The sequence below is a fragment of the Streptomyces sp. NBC_01546 genome, assembly GCF_045208355.1.
GTDB lineage: Bacteria > Actinomycetota > Actinomycetes > Streptomycetales > Streptomycetaceae > Streptomyces.
Genome location: NZ_CP109379.1, coordinates 5,298,051 through 5,321,074, shown reverse-complemented (window position 1 = coordinate 5,321,074; position 23,024 = coordinate 5,298,051). Strand labels below are relative to the sequence as shown.

Sequence of the window (23,024 nt, the reverse complement as noted above, 5' to 3'; positions counted from 1 at the left end):
GCACGCGTTCGCACGCATTCCCTCCATGGGAGGATTCGATCGAAGAACGCGACCACGCACGAAGGAGTGCATGTGCCCGGAGAGAATCTGTCCCGCGACGAGGCCCGCGAGAGGGCCGAACTGCTGTCCGTCGACGGGTACGAGGTGGTCCTCGACGTCAGGTCCGCGGTGGACGAGGCCGAACCGGCCGAGGGCCCCCGGACCTTCCGCTCGGTGACGACGATCCGCTTCCGGGCCGCGGCCTCCGCCACCGACACCTTCGCGGACCTGATCGCCCCCTCCGTGAACTCCGTGACCCTCAACGGGCGCGCGCTGGACGTGGCCGCCGTCTTCGACGGGGCACGGATCGCCCTGGCCGGCCTGGCCGCCGAGAACGTCCTGGTGGTGGACGCGAACTGCGCGTACAGCCGCACCGGCGAGGGCCTGCACCGCTTCGTGGACCCGGAGGACGGCGAGGTCTACCTCTACACCCAGTACGAGCCGGCGGACGCCCGGCGGGTGTACGCGAACTTCGAGCAGCCGGACCTGAAGGCGCCCTACCGCTTCGAGGTGTCCGCGCCCGAGGGCTGGCAGGTGTGGAGCAACGGCGCGGAGGAGTCGCGGGAGGGCGGCGTCTGGCGGTTCGCCGAGACCGCGCCGATCTCGACGTACATCACCTGTGTGGTGGCGGGCCCCTACCACTACGTGACGGACTCCTACACGCGCGGGGACCTGACGATCCCGCTCGGCGCGATGTGCCGCAAGGGGCTGGCGAAGCACTTCGACGCGGACGACGTCTTCCTGGTCACCAAGCAGGGCTTCGACCTCTTCCACGAGATCTTCGACTACCCGTACCCCTTCGGGAAGTACGACCAGGCCTTCGTGCCGGAGTACAACCTGGGCGCCATGGAGAACCCGGGGATGGTGACCTTCCGGGAGGAGTACATCTTCCGCGGCAAGGTCACGCAGGCCTCGTACGAGCGGCGCGCGAACGTGATCCTCCACGAGCTGGCGCACATGTGGTTCGGCGACCTGGTCACCATGAAGTGGTGGGACGACCTGTGGCTGAAGGAGTCCTTCGCGGACTTCATGGGCTCCTTCGGGCTGGTCGAGGCCACCCGCTTCGACCAGGCGTGGGTCACCTTCGCCAACAGCCGCAAGGCGTGGGCCTACCGCGCCGACCAGCTGCCGTCCACGCACCCGATCACGGCCGACATCCGTGACCTGGAGGACGCGAAGCTGAACTTCGACGGGATCACCTACGCCAAGGGCGCGGCGGTGCTCAAGCAGCTGGTCGCCTACGTGGGGCGGGACGCGTTCCTGGAGGGCGCGCGGCGCTACTTCAAGGCGAACGCGTACGGGAACACCACGCTGGACGACCTGCTGTCGGTGCTGGCGGAGGTCTCCGGGCGGGACATGGCCGAGTGGTCGCGGGCCTGGCTGCAGACGGCGGGGGTGAACGTGCTGACGCCGGTGGTGACCTACGACGCGGGCGGGCGGGTGACCGAGCTGGCGGTGCTGCAGGAGGGCGAGGAGCTGCGGCCGCACCGGGTCGCGGTCGGCCTGTACCGGCTGGAGTCCGACGGCACCCTGGTCCGCTACGCGCGGGCCGGGACGGACGTGTCGGGCGCGCGGACCGTGGTCACGGAGCTGGCGGGCCGGGAGCGGCCGGACCTGGTCCTGGTCAACGACGAGGACCTCACCTACTGCAAGATCCGCTTCGACGAGGGTTCGCTGGCCACGCTGCGGGCGCACCTGGGCGACCTGACGGACCCGCTCGCGCGGGCGCTGAGCTGGTCGGCGCTGTGGAACCTGACGCGGGACGGGCTGATGCCCGCTCGCGACTTCATCTCGCTGGTACTGGCGCACGCGGGGCGGGAGACGGACGTCGGCGTGCTGCAGATGCTGCACGCGCAGGCGCTGACCGCGATCACCCACTACGCGGCGCCGGACTGGCGCGAGCAGGGCGGCCGGGAGCTGGCGGCGGGTGCGCTGCACGAACTGCGGCTGGCGGAGCCGGGGTCGGAGCACCAGCTGACCTGGGCCCGCTTCTTCGCGGCGAGCGCGGCGACGGAGGGCGACTTCCAGCTGCTGCTGGGACTGCTGGAGGGGTCCGCCCGGGTCGACGGGCTGGACGTGGACCAGGAGCTGCGCTGGGACTTCCTGCTGCCGCTGGCCGCGCACGGGGCCGTGGACGAGGGCGTGCTCAGCGCCGAACTGGCGCGGGACGACACGGCGTCGGGCAAGCGGCACCAGGTGCGGTGCCTGGCGGCGCGGCCGTCGGCGGCGGTGAAGGACCAGGCGTGGGCGGCGGTGGTCGAGTCGGACGCGCTGTCGAACGCGTTGGTGGAGGCGACGATCGCCGGTATGCAGCAGCCTTCGCAGCGGGGTCTGCTGGCGGCCTGCTCGGAGCGCTACTTCGAGGTGATCGAGCGGGTGTGGGCGGACCGGTCGATCCAGATCGGCATGGATGTGGTGAAGGGGCTGTACCCGTCGCTCCAGGACTCGGAGTCCACCGTCTCGGCGACGGACGCCTGGCTCTCCGCCCATGTGGATGCGGCTCCGGCGCTGCGCCGCCTGGTGCTCGAGTCCCGCGACGACCTGGCCCGGGCCCTGCGCGCGCAGCGCTGCGACGAGGCGGCGGGCAACTAGCCCGCGGCGCCGCTGCTGGGGCTCCGCCCCAGACCCCGCGCCTCAAACGCCGGCGGGGCTGGAATTGCCCTCCAGGCAATCCAGCCCCGCCGAGCCTGTTCAGCGGCGCACCCCATCGGCAGTCGAACGCCCGTACTTTAGCCCCGGCTTGTCCCGATTTGCCGACGAGCGTGTAACAGGGGTTAGCGAGGCCATGGCCTGAGGGAATCACCGCGTCATGAACCACAACGCACCCCTCCCCCTCGCCCACCTCACCGGCACCCGCCCCCGCGTGCTGACCCTGGCCCAGCTGCGTGAGCACGGCATCACCGCCTCCGACGCCGCCGAGCGGCCCTGGCAGCAGATCCTGCCCGGGGTGTTCCTGCTCCACTCGGGGCCCGCGACCAGCGAGGAGCGGCTGCACGCCGCGCTGCTGTACGCGGGCCGCCGCGGCAGCGGCGAGGCCATGATCACCGGGCTGGCGGCGCTCGCCCTGTACCGGTTCAGCTCCGCGCCCGCGCTGCTGGTCCTCTCCCACATCGACGTACTGGTGCCCGGCACCCGGCGGCTGCGCTCCACCGGCGACGTCCGCATCGTCCGCTCGCACACCCCGCCGCGTTCCCAGGAGGTGACCGGCCTGCCGGTGGCGCCCGTCGCGCGGGCCGTGGCCGACGCCGTCGCCCAGCTCTCCGACGCCGGCACCGTACGCCGCCTGCTCAGCGAGGCGGTCCGCGCCGGGCACTGCGAACCTGCCGCCGTCGTACGGGAGCTGACGGTGGCCCGGCTGCTGAACCGCCCGCACGTGGTCGACGCCGTCGAGTCACTGCTCGCCGAGGGCCGCGCCTTGGCCGAGGACCGGCTCTACCACCTCGTACGGGGCCACGACCTCCCCGAGCCCGTCTGGAACGTGGACCTGCGCCTGCCCGGCGGCCCCCACCTCGGCGGGGTCGACGCGTTCTGGCCCGAGCACTCCGTCGCCCTGGAGATCGACACCCGCGCCCCGCGCCAGGGCGAGGACGAGCAGTGGTCCGAGTGCGTCCGCAAGCGGGAGACCCTGGAGCGGCTCGGGGTGACCGTCATCCACATCACCCCGCGCAAGCTCCGCGACTGGCCCGAACAGCAGGCCGCGGTCATCAGGACCGCCCTGGCGGCGTCCGGCGACCGCGAACCCGCCTCCTATCTGGTGGTGCTCCCCAGGTGAGGCGAGTACTCCGGGGCGCTCCACCGCAGCCGCCCCGGATGCAGACTCTCCACCACCGACTCCACATGGAAGCGGACGCGCCGCTCCCCGTCGGCCCCGAACTCGGTTTCCGCCCGGCCGCTGAGCTGGAGCAGCGCCCCGCTCTCCCAGTCGGGGAAGAGCAGTCCGGCCCGCGGATCGGCCGTCAGGTTCCCCAGGGTGAGGAACATGCCGTTGCCCGCGTAGTCCGGCCAGCTCAGCTCCCCGGGCGAGGACACCTCCACGAAGCCCGGGAGCCCGCCCCGGTGGCTGGCGTCGGCCCCGTCCGCCTCCGCCGTGGTGGCGACGAAGAAGGTGTCGGCGGCGCGGACGGCCCGCTCCTGGCCGGGGGTGAGCGCGTCCCCGCGCCGCACGACACCGGCTCCCTCGGCGGCCAGGTCCAGCGGCCGCCGCTGCTGCAGGTACTTCGGACAGTTGGCGAACACCTGCTCCGCCCGCACGGCGAACCCGTGCCCGGTCACCTCGAGGGTTCCGTTCAGCCTCATCCGGCGCCGGGTGCGCGGGTCGAGCGCGATGGTGCCGACCCGGGTGCCCGCGGTGGCCAGCGCCTCGGCGAGCGGGTCGCCCGCCGGTAGTCCGCCGGCGACCGTGATCCGGTCCGGCCTGGTGGCCCGTACGAATCCGGGCGCCCCGGTGAGCAGCGAGGCCCACATCCGCCCCGCGCCGTCGGCGGCCCCGACGACCAGGTGGGGCTGGAGGCCCAGGAAGGCCGCGGCGACGTCCCGGATGCCGGTGCCGATCGAGCGGCCGACGTGCTCGGCCAGGTCCCGTACTCCGACCCGTTCCTGCACGGCCAGCGGACCCCAGTGGTACGCGCCCGTGCTCATTAGAAGAATCCGCAGGTCGGCGCCCCCGCGGTGGGGGCGGAAGCACCCTCTGCGCCGGTCGGTACGGAGATCTCCAGGCGGGTGCCGTCGGGGTCGTGGAAGAAGATGCCGCCGGAGGCCGCGCCCTCGCCGTGGGCGACGACTCCCTCGTACGCGAACTCCACGCCCAGCGACCGCAGCCGCTCCTCGTACGCCCGTACCTCCTCGATGGCGCCGGCCGAGAGCGCCAGGTGGTGCAGTCCGGCCGAGGCCGGGGCGAAGGCGCCGTCGGCCTGCTGCCACAGGGTGAGGACCAGCTCGCCGTCCTGGCCGAGGAAGGCGAAGCGGCGTCCTTCCTCCTTGCCCTCGCCCAGCACCTGGAATCCGAGGGCGTCCCGGTAGAAGGCGAGCGACCGGTCCAGATCGGTGACGTTCAGGCCCACGTGGCCGGTGCGGAGCTTGCTGATGACGGTCGTCATGGCAGTACCTTCCCCAGAGGATTCTTTCTAACCTTCTACATCGAGATTAAGGGTTAGACGGAACGGCGTCAACCGGTCACGTACTCTTGAGGGGTTAGCGGCAAGGCGGCGGGAAGGGTTCGGGGACATGACGGCGGCGGCGGACCCACGACCCCTGACCGGGGAGCCGGTCGCGCTCGACCTGCTGAACACCCGCTGGATCGGCGACGGCGAACCGCTCGACCTCTTCGCGGGAGCCGCCGGGCTGACCCGGATCGGGGGGCTCGCGGTCTGGCTGGAGAGCACCGGCCTGGCCGGCCGCTTCCGCGCGGACGCCCCGACCCTCGTCCACCTGCTGACCGCCCGCGAGGCCCTGGCACGCGCGGTGGCCGACCCGGCCGACGAGAGCGCGCGGGCCCTGGTCGACGCGGTGCTGGAGCACGGCCGGATCCGGCCCACGCTGACCGCCGAAGGCACGGGCGAGCGGACCGAGTTCGACGACCGGACCTGGGGTCCGGCCTGGACGGCCGCCCGGAACTATCTGGAACTGCTGGACTCCGCGCCCGACCGGATCCGCAAGTGCGCCTCCGAGACCTGCGTCCTGCACTTCCACGACGTCTCGCGCAACGGCACCCGGCGCTGGTGCTCGATGGCCGCCTGCGGAAACCGGGCGAAGGCCTCTCGTCATTACGCGCGCACGCGCGAGCGCTGAAACCTCGAAAGTTGTCACACCTGATCCGGCGGCGAGCCCTGCCTCACTCCTGACGCGCCGTCGGAGAGTCTACAAATCTACTCTCCAGCCCTTTGGCTCGTCCCGGTCTGTCCCGGTACGGCCGCACTGGCGCATGCTCCGCACTGGCGAGAGTCCGCCATGGCAGGTCTCGGTCAATAACAACTCTCCCCAAAGACCTTGCTCTTGCGCAAAGCTGACCGGTCATCCGGCACCGAATTCCGGACCATTTCTTCCACTGACCAGGGATGCAGATGACCCTCGAATCCCCCAGCTCCATACCCGGGGCCAGACGGCGCGCCGCGCGCGTCGCGGCAGCGGCCGGCCTGGTCGCCGCGCTCGCGGCCACCGGCTCCGTACCCGTCTTCGCGGCCACCGGCACCGACAACCCGGGTGCCAAGGCGGCCGTGAAGTCCGCCGACCAGAAGCTCGGTTCGGCCGACGCAGAGCTGCTCCAGGCGGCCAAGACCAAGGGTGACGCGACCGTCACCGTCATGGTCGCGACCGCCCCCGGCGAGACCAAGCAGGTGGCCGACCAGCTCGACGCCGTCCAGGGCGCCTCGGTGGGCCGGACGTACGACAAGCTCGGCTACGTACGCGCCACCCTCCCCACCGGCAAGGCGGAGGCCGCGCTGAAGGCGGCCGCCAAGCTGTCCTCGGTGCACGGCATCGACCTGCGGCACGAGATCCAGCTGCCGGACCCGCGCCCCGACGCCCACAGCGAGTCGGGTGCGGCCAAGAAGACCGCGGCCGAGACGTACGCGGCGCCGGACAAGAACACCCCGGCGAAGAACCCGTACAACCCGTCCTTCGAGACCGGCGCGGTGGACTTCGTCGCGAAGAACCCGCAGGCCGACGGCCGTGGCGTGACCATCGGCATCATGGACTCGGGCGTCGACCTCGGCCACCCGGCCCTGCAGAAGACCACCACCGGCGAGCGCAAGATCGTCGACTGGGTGACGGCGACCGACCCGATCACCGACGGCGACGCCACCTGGCGCGCCCAGATCACCCCGGTCACCGCCGCCGGCGGCAGCTTCACCGCGGGCGGGGCGAGCTGGAAGGCCCCCGAGGGCAGCTTCCAGTGGAGCCGTTTCAGCGAGTCGATCACCGCCAACGGTGACGCGAAGGGCGACGTCAACCGGGACGGGGACACCACCGACCGGTTCGGCATGCTCTACGACGTCGCCGCCGGCACCGTCCGCGTCGACACCGACCAGGACAACGACTTCACGAACAACGAGCCGATGAAGCCGTACAAGGACGGCTACCAGATCGGCTACTTCGGCACGGACAACCCGGCGACCGACGTCGCCGAGCGCATCCCGTTCGTGATCGAGATCCGCAAGGACGTCCCGATGGACCCGCTGGGTGGTGACTGGGTCGGCAAGAAGGCCGACTTCGTCAACATCGGCATCATCGAGTCCGAGCACGGCACGCACGTCGCCGGCATCACCGCCGCCAACAGCCTCTTCGGCGGCAAGATGAACGGCGAGGCGCCCGGCGCGAAGCTCGTCTCCTCGCGCGCCTGCTCCTGGTCCGGCGGCTGCACCAACATCGCGCTGACCGAGGGCATGATCGACCTCGTCGTGAACCGCGGCGTCGACATCGTCAACATGTCGATCGGTGGCCTCCCGGCGCTGAACGACGGCAACAACGCGCGCTCCGAGCTCTACAAGAACCTCATCGACACCTACGGTGTCCAGCTCGTCATCTCGGCGGGCAACGAGGGTCCCGGCGTCAACACCATCGGCGACCCCGGTCTCGCGGACAAGGTCATCTCCGTGGGTGCCGCGGTCTCCAAGGAGACCTGGGCCGCCAACTACGGCTCCGGCGTGGCCAAGAAGTACAACATGTTCCCCTTCTCCTCGCGCGGTCCGCGTGAGGACGGCGGGTTCACGCCGACCATCACCGCCCCCGGCGCATCCATCAACACCATCCAGACCTGGCTGCCCGGCGCCCCGGTGAAGGAGGCCGGCTACAACCTCCCGGCCGGTTACGGCATGCTCCAGGGCACCTCGATGTCCTCGCCGCAGGCGGCGGGCGCCAGCGCCCTGCTGATCTCGGCCGCCAAGCAGCAGAACATCAAGCTGACCCCGGCGGGCCTGCGCGTGGCGCTCACCAGCACCGCGAAGAAGATCGACGACGTCCCGGCGCACGCCCAGGGCTCCGGCCTGATCAACGTCGTCGACGCGTGGGAGTCCATCCAGCGCGACGCGAAGGCCAACGAGTTCACCGTCCAGGCGCCGGTCGACACCGCGATCGACCAGTTCCTGAAGACCCCGGGCTTCGGCACCGGCCTCTACGACCGCGAGGGCGGCCTCAAGGTCGGCCAGAAGAAGGTCTACAACGTCGTCGTCACCCGCACCACGGGCGTCAAGTACGGCACCCGGCACAACCTGAGCTGGCGCAACAACGACGGCACCTTCAAGGTCATCGGCGGCTACGACTACGTCACCCTGCCGCTGAACAAGCCCGTCACCATCAAGGTCGAGGCCAACGCCAAGTCGGGCGGCGTCCACAGCGGCATCCTGCAGCTGGACGACGAGACCACCGAGGGCATCGACAAGCAGATCCTGACCACGGTCGTCGCCGCCACTCCGCTGGCGAAGCCGTCGTTCACGCTGTCGGACACCTCCTCCGTGCAGCGCAACAGCCACAAGTCGTACTTCGTGACCGTCCCGGCGGGCGCCAAGACCCTCGAGGTCGCCCTCGGCGGTCTCGCGGCGGGCAGCCAGACGCGCTTCATCTCCATCCACCCGTACGGTGTGGGCGTCGAGGACAGCGCCACGACCCAGTGCTACCCGAACTACGACAACCCGGCGAACACCTGCCGCCCCGACCTGCGCTCGTACGCCGACCCGCAGCCGGGCGTCTGGGAGATCGAGGTCGAGTCGCGCCGTACGTCGCCGCTGCTCGACAACCCGTTCAAGCTGGACGTCTCCGTGCTCGGCGCGGCCTTCGACCCCGCGGTCAAGGTCCTGCCCGAGGTGAAGCAGGGCACCCCCGCCCCGGTCCAGTGGTCCGTCAAGAACGACGCCGCGGCCATCTCCGGCGGCAAGCTCCAGGGCGGCCCGCTCGGCTCCGCGAAGGTCGCCAAGCCGACCATCGCCGCCGGTGAGACCCAGACCACCGAGGTCACGATCGGCGAGGGCGTCTCCCGCCTCGACATCGCGATCGGCAAGGTGTCCGACACCGCCGCCGACCTCGACCTGGACGTCTTCAAGGACGGCGTCAAGGTCGGCTCCTCCGCCGACGGCGACTCCGAGGAGGCCGTGAGCCTGGTCAACCCGGCCGCGGGCACCTACACCATCCAGGTGTTCGGCTACGCGATCCCGTCCGGCTCCACCGCGTACGACTACCGCGACGTGTACTTCTCGACCGCCCTGGGCTCCGTCCAGGTCGACGAGACCACCGCGGTGAACCTCGCCAACGGCGCCACCGCGCAGGTCTCGGCGAACGTCCTGGTCAGCAGCGCGGCCCCCGAGGGCCGTCAGTTCTTCGGCCAGGTCCGGCTGCTCAACGCCCGCGGTACCGCCGCCGGCACCGGCAGCGTGCAGATCGAGAAGGTCCTCCCGTAACGCACGTGACCCGCGTGACCCGCGTGACCCGCGTGACGGTGTGACCGCATGAAGAAGGGGCCGGTGCTCGATTCGAGCACCGGCCCCTTCGCGCTGCCTCAGCCCTTCAGCGAGCTCAGGTCCTGGGCGTACGTGCCCACCGCGTGGGCGATGACGTCCAGGTTGGTGTCGAAGACCCTGAGGTCCAGGTTCTTCAGGTCGTCGCCCGCCCCGTGGTAATTCGGGTCGTACGGGGCCCCGGCCGTGCCGCCGTACCGCGCGGCCTGCTCGGCGGTCTTGATGCCCTCGGCGCCGGTGAAGGTGCCGCCCGCCGGGATCCCGTTCGCGATGAACGGGCCGTAGTCGGAACGGCCGTCGAAGTCGCTGCCCTCGTGCGGCTTGCCCTTCTTGTCGAGGAAGCCGTTGATCAGCGCCTCGATCTGCGCCGAACCGGCCGGGCCCGCGCCCGCTCCGGTCTTGTCGGAGTCGTCGCCGTCGTAGACGAACTGCGCCGGGTTCGGCGAGGCGATCATGTCGAAGTTGAGGTAGAGCGCGATGTCCTTCTTCTGCTTCTCGGACAGCTGCGCCACGTAGTGCTCCGAGCCGAGCAGGCCCAGTTCCTCCGCCGACCACCAGGCGAAGCGGACCTTGTTGGCGGGCTGCTTGCCCTTGCCCTTGTTGTTGGCGCCCTCGTCGGCCAGCCGGAGGGCGACCTCCAGCAGACCGGCCGAGCCAGAGCCGTTGTCGTTGATGCCCGGGCCCTCGGCGACCGAGTCCAGGTGGGCGCCGACCGTGACGACGCGGTCTGCGCGGCCCCCGCGGGTCTCGGCGATCACATTGCGGGTGGTCTTCTTCACGTGCTCCTGGTCCAGGTCCAGGCGCACCCGCACCTCGCCCCGGCCGACGGCCGCGGTCAGCGCCTCGCCGTCGGCGAGCGTGATGCCCGCGCTCGGGATGACCCCCTCGGCGGGCGAGGAGAACCCGCCGCGCACCGGCGTGGTGCCGCTGTGGTTGTAGACGATGACGCCGAGCGCACCGGCTGCCGCGGCGGCCTTCTGCTTCTCCACGAAGGTGCAGGCCCCGCGCTTGACCAGGGCGATCTTGCCCGTGAAGGCCCCGGCCGGGTAGTCGTCCGCGGTGCAGCCGGGGGTCTCGTCGACCCGTGCGAGGGCGAGCGGCGCGCTCAGGCCGCCCGCGGGGGTGGACGGGGTGAAGGTGAAGGCGGCGGTGGCCAGCTCGCGGCCCTCCGTACCCAGCACCGTGGTCTTCTCCGTCTTCGTGTGCGCCTGGTAGATGTCGAAGTCCTGGTACGAGACCTGGTACCCGGCCTTCTTCAGGGTGTCGTGCACATAGGCGGCGGAGGCCGCGTGACCGGGCGTGCCGGCGGCGCGGTTGCCGCCGTTGGCGTCGGCGATCTGCTGGAACTTCGCCAGGTGGCGGTAGGCGCCGCGGGCGGTGACCTCCTCCACCAGCTCCTTGGCGAGCCTGCCCTCGCGCGGGTGGGCCTGCGCCGGAGTGGCGGCGAGCAGGACGGGTGCGGCGACGGCGGCGGCCGCGAGGGCGGCGAGGGCCGGTATGGACCGGCGGTGGCGGATGGCGCCCACGGTGGTTCTCCCCGGGTCAGGTAGATGCTTCGGTCAGCGGACACCGGATCCGGATTCCGGACCCGACAGAACGGAAGCTAACCGGCTGTGACCTGCCAAAACGGTGTTTGATGGGTGCCGCAACAGGCCCGCCACACACTCGTCACGGGGGTTCACATTCAGGACACCGTCCGTTCCTCGGACAATGGATTGGACAAGGCTCGTGGGGTCGAACGCATGATGGCCTCACGCGCGCCCGCGTCGTAGGTACCAGAAGGAGTCACCGTGAGGGTCGGAATCGTCGGAGCCACCGGACAGGTCGGCGGAGTCATGCGCGGCATCCTCGCCGAGCGGAAGTTCCCGGTGGACGAGCTGCGGCTGTTCGCCTCGGCCCGTTCGGCCGGCTCGACCCTGGTGTGGGAGGGCCGGGAGATCACCATCGAGGACGCCTCCACGGCCGACTACTCGGGCCTGGACATCGTGCTGTTCTCCGCGGGCGGCGCCACCTCCAAGGCCCTCGCCGAGAAGGTCGCCTCGCAGGGCGCCGTCGTGATCGACAACTCCTCCGCCTGGCGCAAGGACCCCGCGGTCCCCCTCGTCGTCTCCGAGGTCAACCCGCACGCGATCAAGAACCGCCCCAAGGGCATCATCGCGAACCCGAACTGCACCACCATGGCCGCGATGCCGGTGCTGCGGGTGCTGCACGACGAGGCGGGCCTGAACGCGCTGATCGCCACCACCTACCAGGCCGTTTCCGGCTCCGGTGTGGCCGGCGTCGCCGAGCTCGACGGCCAGGTCAAGGCCGTGGCCGCGCGCGCCGCGGAGCTGGCCCACGACGGCGAGGCCGTCGAGTTCCCGGAGCCCGCGGTCTACAAGCGGCCCATCGCCTTCAACGTCGTCCCGCTCGCCGGCTCGATCGTGGACGACGGCTCCTTCGAGACCGACGAGGAGCAGAAGCTCCGCAACGAGTCCCGCAAGATCCTGGAGATCCCGGAGCTCAAGGTCTCCGGCACCTGCGTGCGCGTGCCGGTCTTCTCCGGCCACTCCCTCCAGGTCAACGCCCGCTTCGACCGCCCGATCAGCGTCGAGCGCGCGTACGAGCTGCTGAAGGACGCCCCGGGCGTCGAGCTGTCCGAGATCCCGACCCCGCTCCAGGCCGCCGGCAAGGACGCCTCGTACGTGGGCCGCATCCGCGTCGACGAGACCGTCGAGAACGGCCTCTCGCTCTTCGTCTCGAACGACAACCTCCGCAAGGGCGCGGCCCTGAACGCGGTCCAGATCGCCGAGCTCGTGGCCGAGGAGCTGCGCGGCTGATCCCGCTCGCACGGCTGAGGGGCGGCGCCGTCACGGCGCCGCCCCTCTCCCCTGTCAGGGCCTGCGCACCTCGAACTGGAAGCAGCCGAACTCGGCGGCCCTGACGTGCACGAGCGCGACCTGCGGATCACCGAAGGCCTCGTCCAGGGCCTGCCCGAGCACGGCTTCGGGGTCATCGCCGAGGTCGAGCACCCGCCCGCCGAGTATGTGCCCGCGGGCGCTGTACCGGCGGGCGGTGCGCTGCAGGCCCGGCCGGGTGAAGGGGTACGACTCCGCGCCACCGGCGGGCCCGCCGCAGTCCTCGGCATGGACGAAGACCGGCCCCTGCTCGTCGTACGCACCCGGCTCCGCCCCGGTGGCGGCGGCCCAGCGGCGCAGCGGCGCGTACGAGACGAGCACGATCCGCTCACCGGCCGCACTCGGCCGCAGGCAGCACCTCAGCGGCGCGCCGCCCTCGTCGTCGGTGTACGGGACGGGTTCCCGCCCGGCGTCGTCACGTACGCGGAGCTCTTTGAGCGCCGCCTCCTCGATGGGCCTCGCCCAGTACCTGATGCTCATGCCCACCAGCGTCGCGCCGCCGCCCGCCGCCGTCTGGCAGGTTTCCGACCTCGCGTTCGCCCGTGGATTACTCCGGCACGGTGACCCGGCCCTCGTGGAAGGATGGCGGCCAACGTAACCATCGAAGGAGATGACCGCGTGCCAGGCACGAATCTCACCCGTGAAGAGGCTCAGCAGCGGGCAAAGCTGCTGACCGTCGACTCCTACGAGATCGAACTCGATCTCAGCGGCGCGCAGGAGGGCGGTACGTACCCCTCCGTGACCACCGTGCGCTTCCAGTCGGCCGAGGCCGGGGCCGAGACCTTCATCGACCTGGTCGCCCCGGCCGTGCACGAGGTCGTCCTGAACGGCAAGTCGCTGGACGTCGCCGCCGTCTTCCGGGACTCGCGCATCGCCCTGGAGCACCTGGCGGCCGGGGCCAACGAGCTCCGGGTCGTCGCGGACTGCGCGTACACCAACACCGGCGAGGGCCTGCACCGCTTCGTCGACCCGGTCGACCAGCAGGCCTACCTGTACACCCAGTTCGAGGTGCCGGACGCGCGGCGGGTCTTCGCCAGCTTCGAGCAGCCCGACCTGAAGGCCACGTTCCAGTTCACCGTGACGGCCCCCGAGGGCTGGACGGTCATCTCGAACTCGGTGACGCCCGAGGCCGCGGACGTCAAGGACAACGTGTGGGTCTTCGAGCCGACCCCGCGCATCTCCTCGTATATCACCGCGCTGATCGTCGGCCCGTACCACTCGGTGCACAGCTCCTACGAGGGCCCGGACGGGCAGTCCGTGCCGCTCGGCATCTACTGCCGGCCCTCGCTCGCCGAGTTCCTCGACGCGGACGCGATCTTCGACGTCACGCGGCAGGGCTTCGACTGGTTCCAGGAGAAGTTCGCCTACGACTACCCCTTCGCCAAGTACGACCAGCTCTTCGTCCCGGAGTTCAACGCCGGCGCCATGGAGAACGCGGGCGCGGTCACCATCCGCGACCAATACGTCTTCCGCTCGAAGGTGACGGACGCGGCGTACGAGGTGCGCGCCGAGACGATCCTGCACGAGCTCGCGCACATGTGGTTCGGCGACCTGGTCACCATGGAGTGGTGGAACGACCTGTGGCTGAACGAGTCGTTCGCCACGTACACCTCGATCGCCTGCCAGGCCTACGCTGAGGGCTCGAAGTGGCCGCACGCGTGGACCACCTTCGCCAACTCCATGAAGACCTGGGCGTACCGGCAGGACCAGCTGCCCTCCACGCACCCGATCATGGCGGACATCCGTGACCTCGACGACGTCATGGTCAACTTCGACGGGATCACGTACGCCAAGGGCGCCTCGGTGCTCAAGCAGCTCGTGGCCTACGTCGGCATGGACGCCTTCTTCAAGGGCGTGCAGGCGTACTTCAAGGCGCACGCGTTCGGGAACACGCGCCTGTCCGACCTGCTGGGCGCCCTGGAGGAGACCTCGGGCCGCGACCTGACCGCCTGGTCGAAGGCGTGGCTGGAGACCGCGGGCATCAACATCCTGCGCCCGGAGATCGAGACGGACGCGAACGGTGCGATCACCGCCTTCGCGATCCGCCAGGAGGCCCCGGCGCTCCCGGCGGGCGCCAAGGGCGAGCCGGTACTGCGCCCGCACCGCATCGCGGTGGGCCTGTACGAGCTCCAGGACGGCCGCCTCGTGCGCACCGACCGGATCGAGCTGGACATCGACGGCGCGCTGACGGCGGTGCCGGAGCTGGTGGGCCGCGCCCGCCCGGCCGTCGTGCTGCTGAACGACGACGACCTGTCGTACGCGAAGGTCCGCCTGGACGAGGTCTCGCTGGGATGCGTGACCGCGCACCTGGGCGACTTCACCGAGTCCCTGCCGCGCGCACTGTGCTGGGCCTCGGCCTGGGACATGACCCGGGACGGCGAGCTGGCCACCCGTGACTACCTCGCGCTGGTGCTCTCCGGCATCGGCAAGGAGTCCGACATCGGCGTCGTCCAGACGCTGCAGCGTCAGGCGAAGCTGGCCGTCGACCTGTACGCCGACCCGGCGTGGCGCGAGGAGGGCCTGGCGATCTGGACCGAGGCCGCGCTGGAGCACCTGCGTGCGGCCGAGCCGGGCAGCGACCACCAGCTGGCGTGGGCACGTACGTTCGCGGACACCGCCCGTACCGAGGGTCAGCTGACGTACCTGTCGGCACTGCTGGACGGCGCGGCCGTGCTCGAGGGCCTGGCCGTCGACACGGAGCTGCGCTGGACGTTCCTGGAGCGCCTGGTCGCGACGGGTGTCTCCGGCGAGCCGGCCATCGCGGCCGAGCTGGAGCGGGACTCCACGGCGGCGGGCGAGCGCCACGCTGCGACCTGCCGGGCGGCGCGCCCGACGGCGGAGGCCAAGGCCGGGGCGTGGGCCTCGGTGGTGGAGGCCGATGACCTGCCGAACGCGGTGCAGGAGGCGGTGATCGCCGGCTTCGTGCAGACCGACCAGCGCGAGCTGCTCGCCCCGTACACCGAGAAGTACTTCGCGGCGGTCAAGCAGGTCTGGGACACCCGCAGCCACGAGATCGCCCAGCAGATCGCGCTGGGCCTGTACCCGGCGCTCGCGGTCTCCCCGGAGACCCTGGCCGCGACGGACGCCTGGCTGGCCTCGGCCGAGCCGAACGCGGCCCTGCGCCGGCTGGTCTCGGAGTCCCGCGCGGGCGTCGAACGCGCCCTGCGGGCCCAGGCGGCCGACGCCGCTGCCGCTGCCGCTCGGGTCTAGGCCGCCTCAGTCGCCGGCGGGGCAATTTCAGCCCCGCCGGCGTTTGAGGCGCGGGGTCTGGGGCGGAGCCCCAGCAGCGGCGGCGCGAAGGGCCGTCAGGGCGTGGGACACCGCCGGCGCGGACTCGGCGCCACGGCGGACCGCCGCGATGACGTGCCGCGTCGGGCGGTCGTGGGTGAGGACCCGGACCGCCACACCCGAGGCGCGGCTCGACACCATGCGGGGTACGAGGGCCACGCCCATGCCGGCCTCCACCATGGCCAGGATCGCGGTCCAGCCGGACGCCGAGTGCGCCTGCTCCGGGACGAAGCCCGCCGCCTCGCACGCGCCCACGGCGATCTCCGACCAGGGGCCGCTGCCCCCGTAGATCCACGGGTCTCCGGACAGGTCCGCCAGCCTCAGGTCCGGCGCGGCCGCCAGCGGATGCCCCGGCGGGAGGGCCACGTCCAGCGGGTCCTCCATCAGCGTCACCCGGGTGAACCGGGGATCGCGAGCGGTCGGCGCATGGGCCGCCAGTGAGAGCGCCAGGTCCACGCCGCCGGCCGACAGGAGCTCGTACGACTCCGCCGCCTCCGTCTCCCGGACCCGGACCTCCACCCCCGGGTGGGACCGCCGCAGCGCCGCCACCGCCGGGACCACGAGCGCCGGCACGGCGGTGGAGAAGGCGCCGATCCGCACCTCCCCCGCGTCCCCGGCGAGATACCCGGCCAGCTCCGCGTCGGCCCGCTCCAGCTCCGCGAACACCGCCTCCGCGTGCCGCAGTACGAGGTGCGCCGCGCCGGTGAGCCGGACCCGGCGGCCCTGGGCCTCCAGCAGCGCCACCCCCAGCTGCCGCGCGAGGTTCGTCAGCTGCTGCGAAACGGCCGAGGGCGTCATGTGCAGCGCCTCGGCCGTCGCGGTCACGGTCCCCTGTTCGGCGAGGGTCCGCAGGATCCGCAGCTTCTTGATGTCCCACTCGGTCATGGGGCCGAACCTACCGCCGTGCTCCCAGTGCCACGCCGCCCAGGATCAGCGCCATGCAGAGCAGTTGGGTCGGGCCGGTCTGCTCGCCCAGCAGCAGGAAGCCGAGGCCCGCCACGCACACCGGCTGGAGGTAGTAGACGACTCCGGCGCGGGCCGCCCCGATGACCGAGATCGCCTTGTTCCAGGCGAAGAAGGCGACGGCCGAGGAGAACACCCCGACGTACAGCAGCGGTCCGACCGTTCCGGCGGTGACCTCGAAGCCGCCCTGCACGGAGACGGAGATCGCGTAGGCGGGGGCCAGCATCAGCGCGCCGAGCACGAAGGTGGTGATCAGGAAGGCCAGGCCGCCCAGTTCGGCGGGCTTGCGCTTGAGCAGGGCGCTGTAGCTGGCGAAGGACAGGGCCGCGCCGAACATCCACAGGTCGCCGGCGCCGAAGTCGAAGCCGAGGGAGCCGTCGCCGACGAGCAGCAGCACCCCGAAGGCGGCCAGCAGCAGCCCGAAGGCGCGCCGGGCGCCGAGCCGTTCACCGCCGAGCCGGGCGTAGAGCGCCATGACGACGGGCGAAGCGGCCATGATCATGCCCATGTTGGAGGCGGATGTGGTCAGTCCGGCCTGGTGCACGAGGGTGTTGTAGAGGGTGACGCCGAACAGCGTGGCGAGGGCGACGAAGCCGAGGTGCGCCCGGATCAGGGCCCGCTGCTGCCAGGCCTGGCGGGCGGCGAAGGGGGCCACCGCGAGGGTGGCGATGATCCAGCGCCAGAAGACGGCCTGGACGGGCGGGACGCTGTCGGCCATGTCCCGGGTGGCGACGAAGCTGCCGGACCAGACGACCGTCGCGAGCAGGGCGAGGAGTACGCCGAGTCCGGCGGCCCCCTTCTTTCCCGTGGCTGTGGGCTTGCCGTGCGAAGCGGTACGGACGCGGTCCATGACGGCCACTGTGTGTCTCCCCCTTGGGGTCGGGTCTGTCTGTCTGTCGTGGGGACTACCGTCGCACCCTCTCATCGCTCAGGTCCATCGAAATGTTTCGATCGTTCTGTTCAGTTGAACTGAACGGTTGAGCGGTACGGGCGACCACGATCTGGCCTGCGACGGTGGCTCCGAAGGCGATCGCCATGCCCACCAGCTGTACGGGGGTCAGCGCCTGTCCGAGGGCGGCCCAGCCGATGACGGCGGCGGTGAGCGGCGAGAGCGGGCCGAGCAGGGTGACAGAGGTGGCGCTGAGCCGGCCGATCCCGCGGAACCAGAGCCAGTACGCGATACCGGTGTTGATCAGCATCATGTAGCCGTAGCCGAGGAGGGCCCTGCCGTCGAGCGCGGGCGGCGCCCCCTCGACGAGCGCGGCGACGGGGATGATGACCAGCCCGCCCACGGTGAGCTGCCAGCCGGCCATGGCCAGCGGGCCGACCCCCTCGGGGCGGCCCCAGCGCTTGGTCATGACGGTGCCCGCGCCCATGGAGGCGGAGGAGATCACCCCGGCGAGGATGCCGATGAGGTCGAGCTCGGCCTCGGCGGTGAGGACGACCATGCTCACGCCGAACGCGCCCGCGACGGCGGCGAGCACGGTGCGCAGGCTCGCCCGCTCCCCGAGGAGGAGGGCGGCGAGCCCCACGACGAACAGGGGTCCGGCGGCGCCGAGTACGGCCGCGACACCGCCGGGCAGCCGGTACGCGGAGAGGAACAGCAGCGGCATGAAGGCGCCGATGTTGAGGGTGCCGAGGACGGCGGACTTCCACCACCATGCGCCCTTGGGCAGCGTACGGGCGAGGGCGGTCAGCAGGAGCCCCGCGGGCAGGGCCCGCATGACCGCGGTGAACAGGGGCCGGTCGGGCGGGAGCAGTTCGGTGGTCACGGCGTAGGTCGAACCCCAGGAAACGGGGGCGAGGGCGGTCAGGGCGACGGTGGCGATGCGCTTCACGGCAGGTGGCTCCTCGGAAGAGGGGATCAGGCGGCAGGGTTCAGGTGAGAGGTCCGGGCGAGGCGTTCAGGCGAGGCGTTCAGGCGAGGCGTTCAGGCGGCGGCCGGCGCGAGCGTGCGCGGCGCCGCGGCCGGCGGCTCGGCGTGCACGGCCTCCGCGGGCAGGTGCCGCTCCAGCCGGAGCAGCGCGAGGGCGGCGCCCAGCGCGGCGACGGTCAGTACGGCCCAGGGCAGGCGCCCGTCGACGGAGAGCAGGGCGGTGAACAGGGCGGGGGCCAGCGCCGTGGCCAGCGAGTACGAGAGCTGGTAGGTGGCCAGGTAGCGGCCACGGACGGCTTCGGGGGCGGCCGAGACCGACAGGGCGCCCCCGGACGGGCTGTGCACCAGTTCGCCGAGGGTGTAGACGACGACGATGGCCAGCAGCGCGACGAGGGTGACGGTCTGCCCGGGGCGGAGGGTGCCGAGCACGATCTGCCCGACGAAGGCGGCGGCGAAGAGCAGCGCGCCGAGGGCCGCGGAGCGGGTGCGGCGGGCGCCGGAGCGGCGGACCCGGCCCGCGATCAGGACGCCGACGCCCGCGCAGAGGGCGGTGTTGACGGTGAAGGCGGCTCCGGTGAGGGAGTCGGGGGCGGCCAGCCAGGTGGAGAGGTAGAGGGGGAAGAGCACGGAGAGGGCCGCGTAGCCCAGCGCGGTGAGGAAGTTGGCGGCGGTGAGCCCGAGGAAGGGCCGGTCCCGCAGGACGGTCCGGTAGCCGGCGGGCGCCGGCCGGGCCGATCCCGTCGCGGCGGCGCGGACCGGGCGCACCCGGCTGACGAGCAGTCCGGCGAGGGCGAAGGCCAGCGCGTTGGCCCAGGCGGTGTAGGTGAACCCGCCGGTCCCCCACAGCCCCAGCACCCCGGAGACGAGCAGGGCGCCCGCGCCCATCCCGGCGTTCTGCAGGGCCCGGGTGGAGGCCTGGAGCCGGTCACGGGCGGAGCCCTGCGCGACCTCCCCGATCAGGGACTGCTGGACGACTCCGAAGGACCGGTCGGCGAGGGCGGTGACGAGGGCGACCGCGGCGAAGGCGGGCAGGGAGCCCGCGAAGGGGTAGAGGGCGAAGCCGACCGCCCGTATCCCGTAGAGCACGAGGTTGACCTTCTTGGCGCCGAACCGGTCGACGGCCGTGCCCGCCAGCGGCATGAAGACCAGTCCGGCCACCCCGGTGACGGTCAGGACCAGGCCGACCAGGGTGAAGGAGAGGCCCGTGACGTGGTGGAAGAAGACGAGCGAGAACGGGACGTACATGCCGATCCCGACCGCGCTGATCCCGATGCCGAGGAGCAGGGATCGCTCCCCCTCCACCCGTGCCTCACTGACCGCGTTCACGACGCCTCCCCCAAGTCGGTTGCTGGTAAGTAGCTTACCACTAAGCTACTTAGCATCAAGCAACTTTCTTGCGAACGACGGAAGGGAACCGGATACTCCAGCCATGAAGGACGAGAGGGACGAGCAGTCCGAGAAGGACGCCGTCGACGCGATCGCCGCCCAGTGGTACGCCGTGCGCCCCGACCTGGACACGGCCCCCATGGCCGTCTTCGGGCGCATCTACCGGATCGCCAGGGGCATGGGCGACGCGATGGAGCAGACCTACGCCCGCTTCGGCATCTCGCGCGGGGAGTTCGACGTCGTGGCCACGTTGCGCCGCTCCGGCGCTCCGTACACGCTCTCGCCCCGCCAGCTGTCGGCCACGCTCATGCTCACCACGGGCGGCATGACCGGGCGCCTGGACAAGCTGGAGAAGGCCGGGCTGCTCTGCCGCAAGCCCGATCCCCACGACCGGCGCGGGCTCCAGGTCACGATCACCGAGCGGGGCCTCGCGCTCATCGACGAGGCCGTCGGCGCCGGTCTGGAAGTACAGCGCGCCGCGCTCACCGGGCTGGACGAGGAGGAGGTCGAACTCCTCACCGGCCTGCTCCGCAAGCTGCTGGCCGGGGTCTGAGCACGCCCGGAGACACGACAAGGCGCCGGGGGTCGCCGCACGGCCGAAACGAATCGGCAGTGCGGACCCCCGGCGCCCGGGAAGTCCTGTGGTCCCGACCCCGCGGGGCCGGACCGGCTCAGGCCTGCTTCTGCTGCCTGTCGGACTTGTCGAGGACCATCACGAGGCCCGCGATGACCAGGAACAGCACGATCGGCAGGGCCACGAAGAGGCCGAGCGTCTGGGCAATGCTCAGGCCCGGGCCCGGGTCGTCACCGTCGTCGCGGGTCAGCGCGAGGGCGGGAGACGTCATCAGCAGCATCATCAGCGTCGTTCCGGCCGTGACGGCGCCGGCGCGCAGAGCGTTCTTCTTGTCCACGGTGCAAACGTAGCGAACACCTAAACGGGGCGCGCGCCCGGGGGTGCCGTACGAGGTCGCACGCCCTCCCCCACCGCGCTCAGCAGGGCGTTCGCCCGGGGCGAGGCGACCAGCTCCTCCAGCGTCAGCGGCCGCCCCGCGGCATCGGCGACCGGCAGCCGCCAGTTGGGGTACTGGTCCCACGTACCCGGCAGGTTCTGCGGCCGCCGGTCCCCCACCGCGTCCGGCAGCCATACGCCGACCAGCCGCGCGGGGGTGCGCAGCAGAAAGGCGTACAGGGCCCGTACGGCGGCCTCCTCGCCCTTGGTGTCCAGGCCGAGGCGGTCCAGTACGGCCAGCCACTCGGCGGTGTCGGCGGCGTCCTGCTCCCGCTCCCGTTCCAGCGGGCGGGTCAGCAGGCCCAGCCGGTCGCGCAGTTCCACATGGGCGCCGGCCAGCTTGGCGGCCGTGGGCGGCAGATCGTGGGTGGTGGCGGTGGCCAGACAGTCGGCCCGCCACGCCCCCGGGGCCAGCGGGCTCCCGTCGCCCGCCCAGTCCCGCTCGAACCACAGCACCGAGGTCCCGAGCACCCCGCGCCGGGCGAGCGCCGCACGGACCCGCGGCTCCACCGTCCCAAGGTCCTCGCCGATGACCAGGGAGCCGGCGCGGTGGGCCTCCAGCACCAGGATCGCCAGCATGGCCTCGCCGTCGTAGCCGACGTACGTGCCCTCGGCGGGCGGGCTTCCCTCCGGGATCCACCAGAGCCGGAACAGGCCCATCACGTGGTCGATCCGCAGGGCGCCGGCGTACCGGAACACCCCGCGCAGCAGGGCCCGGAAGGGGGCGTATCCGGCGGCGGCCAGCCGGTCCGGGCGCCACGGGGGCAGGCCCCAGTCCTGGCCGCGTGCGTTGAAGGCGTCCGGCGGCGCCCCGACGCAGATGCCGCGGGCGTGGAAGGGGCCGGTACGGGCGTCCGAGCCGTCGGGGTGCACTCCGACGGCGAGGTCGTGCACGATGCCCACGGCCATCCCGGCCCCGCGGGCGGCCTGCTGGGCGGCGGCGAGCTGAGTGTCGGTCAGCCAGACCAGCCAGCGGTGGAAGTCGAGCCGCTCATCGGGGTCCTCCCCGGCCGCGGCCGCGCACCAGGCGGCGTGCTTGTCCAGCGGCGGGCCCTGTTCGGCACGGAACTCCGCGTAGGCGGCCTCTCTTCCGGACGTGCGCGGGACGGCGTACAGCAGCTCCAGGGCAGCCCGCTTGAGCGCCCACACGGCGTCCCGGTCGATCAGCGCGCCCTTCTCCAGGACCTCGCGGCGCAGCTCCCCGCCCCGGGCGGCGAGTTCGGCGAGGGCCTCGCGGTCGGGGCAGTCGGCGTACTCGGGGACGTCCTCGATCCGCAGGTGCACCGGGTCCGGGAAGCGGCGGGAGGAGGGGCGGTAGGGGGACGGGTCGGTCGGGGTGCCGGGCACCGCCGCGTGCAGCGGGTTGACCTGGATGAACCCGGCGCCGTGGGTCCGTCCGGCCCAGCGGGCGAGGCCGGCGAGGTCGCCGAGGTCGCCCATGCCCCAGGAGCGCTCGGAGAGCAGGGAGTAGAGCTGGACGAGCAGCCCGTGGGTCCGCCCGGGCGCGGCGGGGGCCCGGTCCGGGGCCTCGATCAGGGTGGCTTCGGCGGTGCGCCCGTCGGGCGCCTCGGCGGCCACCCGGTGAACTCCGAGGGGCAGAGCGGGACTCCACGGCACGCAGGCCCCGGTGTCCTCCAGCTCCACCCGGACCCGGGTCCCGGCCGGCAGCCCGGCCAGGGCGGGCGGGGCGGGATCCCCCTGCCAGTGCACCAGGGTCGGCGGCAGCAGCCGTACGGCCTCCTCCCGCTCGGCGCCGTCGGCCTCCGCCCGGATGTCCCCGGGCGCGGCGGTGACCACCCCGAGCAGGCCGAGGACGGCCTTGACGGTGGCCTCCGGGACCTGGACGGTGACGTCCGCGGCGGGCTGGTAGGCGGTGGCGATGCCGTGCAGGGCCGCGAGCCGGGCCAGGTCGTCCATCTACGGCACTCCTTCGTGCATGAGGGGAAATCAGAAGCGTGGTGCAGAAGGGTGGAACACCGCCTGGGAACACCGCAGAACACCGCAGCTCTACCCACTCGGAGGCATCGCATTCCTGGCGTATACCGGTCAGATCGCCCGCTCGCATTGACACTCCAGCCGCACGGGTGGTGGGCTCGGGCTCATTCGTACGAGCGGGGGACGTC

Annotated in this window: 17 protein-coding genes; 7 read left to right on the top strand and 10 right to left on the bottom strand. The window is 72.0% G+C overall.

Features of this window, described 5'->3' with window-relative positions; translation table 11 throughout:
* Positions 1-72: 72 nt before the first annotated feature.
* Together pepN (OHA89_RS24310) and OHA89_RS24305 are read left to right on the top strand one after the other, a co-directional pair.
* Positions 73-2,631, top strand: a complete 2,559-nt coding sequence (gene pepN, locus OHA89_RS24310) for an aminopeptidase N (protein ID WP_406367099.1) — start codon at positions 73-75, stop codon at positions 2,629-2,631.
* A gap of 217 nt (positions 2,632-2,848) precedes the next feature.
* The gene (locus OHA89_RS24305) at positions 2,849-3,811 is read left to right on the top strand and encodes a hypothetical protein (protein WP_266609708.1); all 963 of its coding nucleotides are present in this window, start codon (positions 2,849-2,851) and stop codon (positions 3,809-3,811) included.
* Here the strand turns inward: OHA89_RS24305 and OHA89_RS24300 are convergent.
* Complete coding sequence (locus tag OHA89_RS24300) at positions 3,787-4,677, bottom strand: pyridoxamine 5'-phosphate oxidase family protein (protein WP_406367098.1); 891 nt, start codon at positions 4,675-4,677, stop codon at positions 3,787-3,789. The two genes, OHA89_RS24305 and OHA89_RS24300, sit on opposite strands and share 25 nt — an antisense overlap.
* Positions 4,677-5,135, bottom strand: a complete 459-nt coding sequence (locus OHA89_RS24295; RefSeq protein ID WP_257556310.1) for a VOC family protein — start codon at positions 5,133-5,135, stop codon at positions 4,677-4,679. The genes OHA89_RS24300 and OHA89_RS24295 overlap by 1 nt, the downstream gene beginning before the upstream one ends.
* Before the next feature lie 127 nt (positions 5,136-5,262).
* Here OHA89_RS24295 and OHA89_RS24290 point away from each other — a divergent pair, with 127 nt between their 5' ends.
* Both OHA89_RS24290 and OHA89_RS24285 read left to right on the top strand, forming a co-directional pair.
* Entirely contained in the window at positions 5,263-5,826 is a 564-nt protein-coding gene (locus OHA89_RS24290) for a CGNR zinc finger domain-containing protein (protein ID WP_266609706.1), read from the top strand.
* 272 nt (positions 5,827-6,098) lie between these two features.
* Positions 6,099-9,425, top strand: a complete 3,327-nt coding sequence (locus OHA89_RS24285; protein WP_406367097.1) for a S8 family serine peptidase — start codon at positions 6,099-6,101, stop codon at positions 9,423-9,425.
* 98 nt (positions 9,426-9,523) lie between these two features.
* Here OHA89_RS24285 and OHA89_RS24280 read toward each other — a convergent pair whose 3' ends face one another.
* Positions 9,524-10,999 carry a M28 family metallopeptidase gene (locus OHA89_RS24280; RefSeq protein ID WP_406368578.1) on the bottom strand — a complete coding sequence of 492 codons (1,476 nt, stop codon included), beginning with the start codon at positions 10,997-10,999 and terminating at the stop codon, positions 9,524-9,526.
* A gap of 273 nt (positions 11,000-11,272) precedes the next feature.
* On the opposite strand from OHA89_RS24280, the gene OHA89_RS24275 reads away from it, so the two are divergent.
* The gene (locus tag OHA89_RS24275) at positions 11,273-12,301 is read left to right on the top strand and encodes an aspartate-semialdehyde dehydrogenase (protein WP_215140006.1); all 1,029 of its coding nucleotides are present in this window, start codon (positions 11,273-11,275) and stop codon (positions 12,299-12,301) included.
* A gap of 54 nt (positions 12,302-12,355) precedes the next feature.
* Here OHA89_RS24275 and OHA89_RS24270 read toward each other — a convergent pair whose 3' ends face one another.
* A complete protein-coding gene (locus tag OHA89_RS24270) occupies positions 12,356-12,859 on the bottom strand; it encodes a DUF1203 domain-containing protein (protein WP_257556303.1) in 504 nt (167 codons plus the stop codon).
* Positions 12,860-12,997: 138 nt separating this feature from the next.
* Here OHA89_RS24270 and pepN (OHA89_RS24265) point away from each other — a divergent pair, with 138 nt between their 5' ends.
* Complete coding sequence (gene pepN, locus OHA89_RS24265; protein WP_406367096.1) at positions 12,998-15,589, top strand: aminopeptidase N; 2,592 nt, start codon at positions 12,998-13,000, stop codon at positions 15,587-15,589.
* Between the two features lie 27 nt (positions 15,590-15,616).
* Here the strand turns inward: pepN (OHA89_RS24265) and OHA89_RS24260 are convergent, their stop codons facing one another.
* From OHA89_RS24260 to OHA89_RS24245, 4 genes are all read right to left on the bottom strand, one after another.
* A complete protein-coding gene (locus OHA89_RS24260; protein ID WP_406367095.1) occupies positions 15,617-16,552 on the bottom strand; it encodes a LysR family transcriptional regulator in 936 nt (311 codons plus the stop codon).
* Between the two features lie 10 nt (positions 16,553-16,562).
* Entirely contained in the window at positions 16,563-17,480 is a 918-nt protein-coding gene (locus tag OHA89_RS24255) for a DMT family transporter (protein WP_406367094.1), read from the bottom strand.
* A gap of 55 nt (positions 17,481-17,535) precedes the next feature.
* Positions 17,536-18,468, bottom strand: a complete 933-nt coding sequence (locus OHA89_RS24250) for an EamA family transporter (protein ID WP_266609699.1) — start codon at positions 18,466-18,468, stop codon at positions 17,536-17,538.
* 92 nt (positions 18,469-18,560) lie between these two features.
* Positions 18,561-19,832 (bottom strand): MFS transporter, encoded by a 1,272-nt coding sequence (locus OHA89_RS24245; protein WP_215139995.1) that lies wholly within the window; start codon positions 19,830-19,832, stop codon positions 18,561-18,563.
* 103 nt (positions 19,833-19,935) lie between these two features.
* On the opposite strand from OHA89_RS24245, the gene OHA89_RS24240 reads away from it, so the two are divergent.
* Positions 19,936-20,445, top strand: coding sequence for a MarR family winged helix-turn-helix transcriptional regulator (locus tag OHA89_RS24240; RefSeq protein WP_266609698.1), 510 nt, complete (start codon positions 19,936-19,938; stop codon positions 20,443-20,445).
* A gap of 118 nt (positions 20,446-20,563) precedes the next feature.
* On the opposite strand, the gene OHA89_RS24235 is transcribed toward OHA89_RS24240, so the two are convergent.
* Together OHA89_RS24235 and OHA89_RS24230 are read right to left on the bottom strand one after the other, a co-directional pair.
* Positions 20,564-20,803 (bottom strand): hypothetical protein, encoded by a 240-nt coding sequence (locus OHA89_RS24235; RefSeq protein ID WP_257556297.1) that lies wholly within the window; start codon positions 20,801-20,803, stop codon positions 20,564-20,566.
* Positions 20,804-20,823: 20 nt separating this feature from the next.
* Positions 20,824-22,818, bottom strand: coding sequence for a 4-alpha-glucanotransferase (locus tag OHA89_RS24230; protein WP_406367093.1), 1,995 nt, complete (start codon positions 22,816-22,818; stop codon positions 20,824-20,826).
* Positions 22,819-23,024 lie beyond the last annotated feature (206 nt).

Excerpts from the sequence above, each read along its gene's own strand:
- OHA89_RS24305 (WP_266609708.1), top strand. The coding sequence starts at position 2,849 with ATGAACCACAACGCACCCCTCCCCCTCGCCCACCTCACCGGCACCCGC.
- OHA89_RS24300 (WP_406367098.1), bottom strand. The coding sequence starts at position 4,677 with ATGAGCACGGGCGCGTACCACTGGGGTCCGCTGGCCGTGCAGGAACGG.
- OHA89_RS24295 (WP_257556310.1), bottom strand. The coding sequence starts at position 5,135 with ATGACGACCGTCATCAGCAAGCTCCGCACCGGCCACGTGGGCCTGAAC.
- OHA89_RS24290 (WP_266609706.1), top strand. The coding sequence starts at position 5,263 with ATGACGGCGGCGGCGGACCCACGACCCCTGACCGGGGAGCCGGTCGCG.
- OHA89_RS24285 (WP_406367097.1), top strand. The coding sequence starts at position 6,099 with ATGACCCTCGAATCCCCCAGCTCCATACCCGGGGCCAGACGGCGCGCC.
- OHA89_RS24270 (WP_257556303.1), bottom strand. The coding sequence starts at position 12,859 with ATGAGCATCAGGTACTGGGCGAGGCCCATCGAGGAGGCGGCGCTCAAA.
- OHA89_RS24260 (WP_406367095.1), bottom strand. The coding sequence starts at position 16,552 with ATGACCGAGTGGGACATCAAGAAGCTGCGGATCCTGCGGACCCTCGCC.
- OHA89_RS24255 (WP_406367094.1), bottom strand. The coding sequence starts at position 17,480 with ATGGACCGCGTCCGTACCGCTTCGCACGGCAAGCCCACAGCCACGGGA.
- OHA89_RS24240 (WP_266609698.1), top strand. The coding sequence starts at position 19,936 with ATGAAGGACGAGAGGGACGAGCAGTCCGAGAAGGACGCCGTCGACGCG.
- OHA89_RS24230 (WP_406367093.1), bottom strand. The coding sequence starts at position 22,818 with ATGGACGACCTGGCCCGGCTCGCGGCCCTGCACGGCATCGCCACCGCC.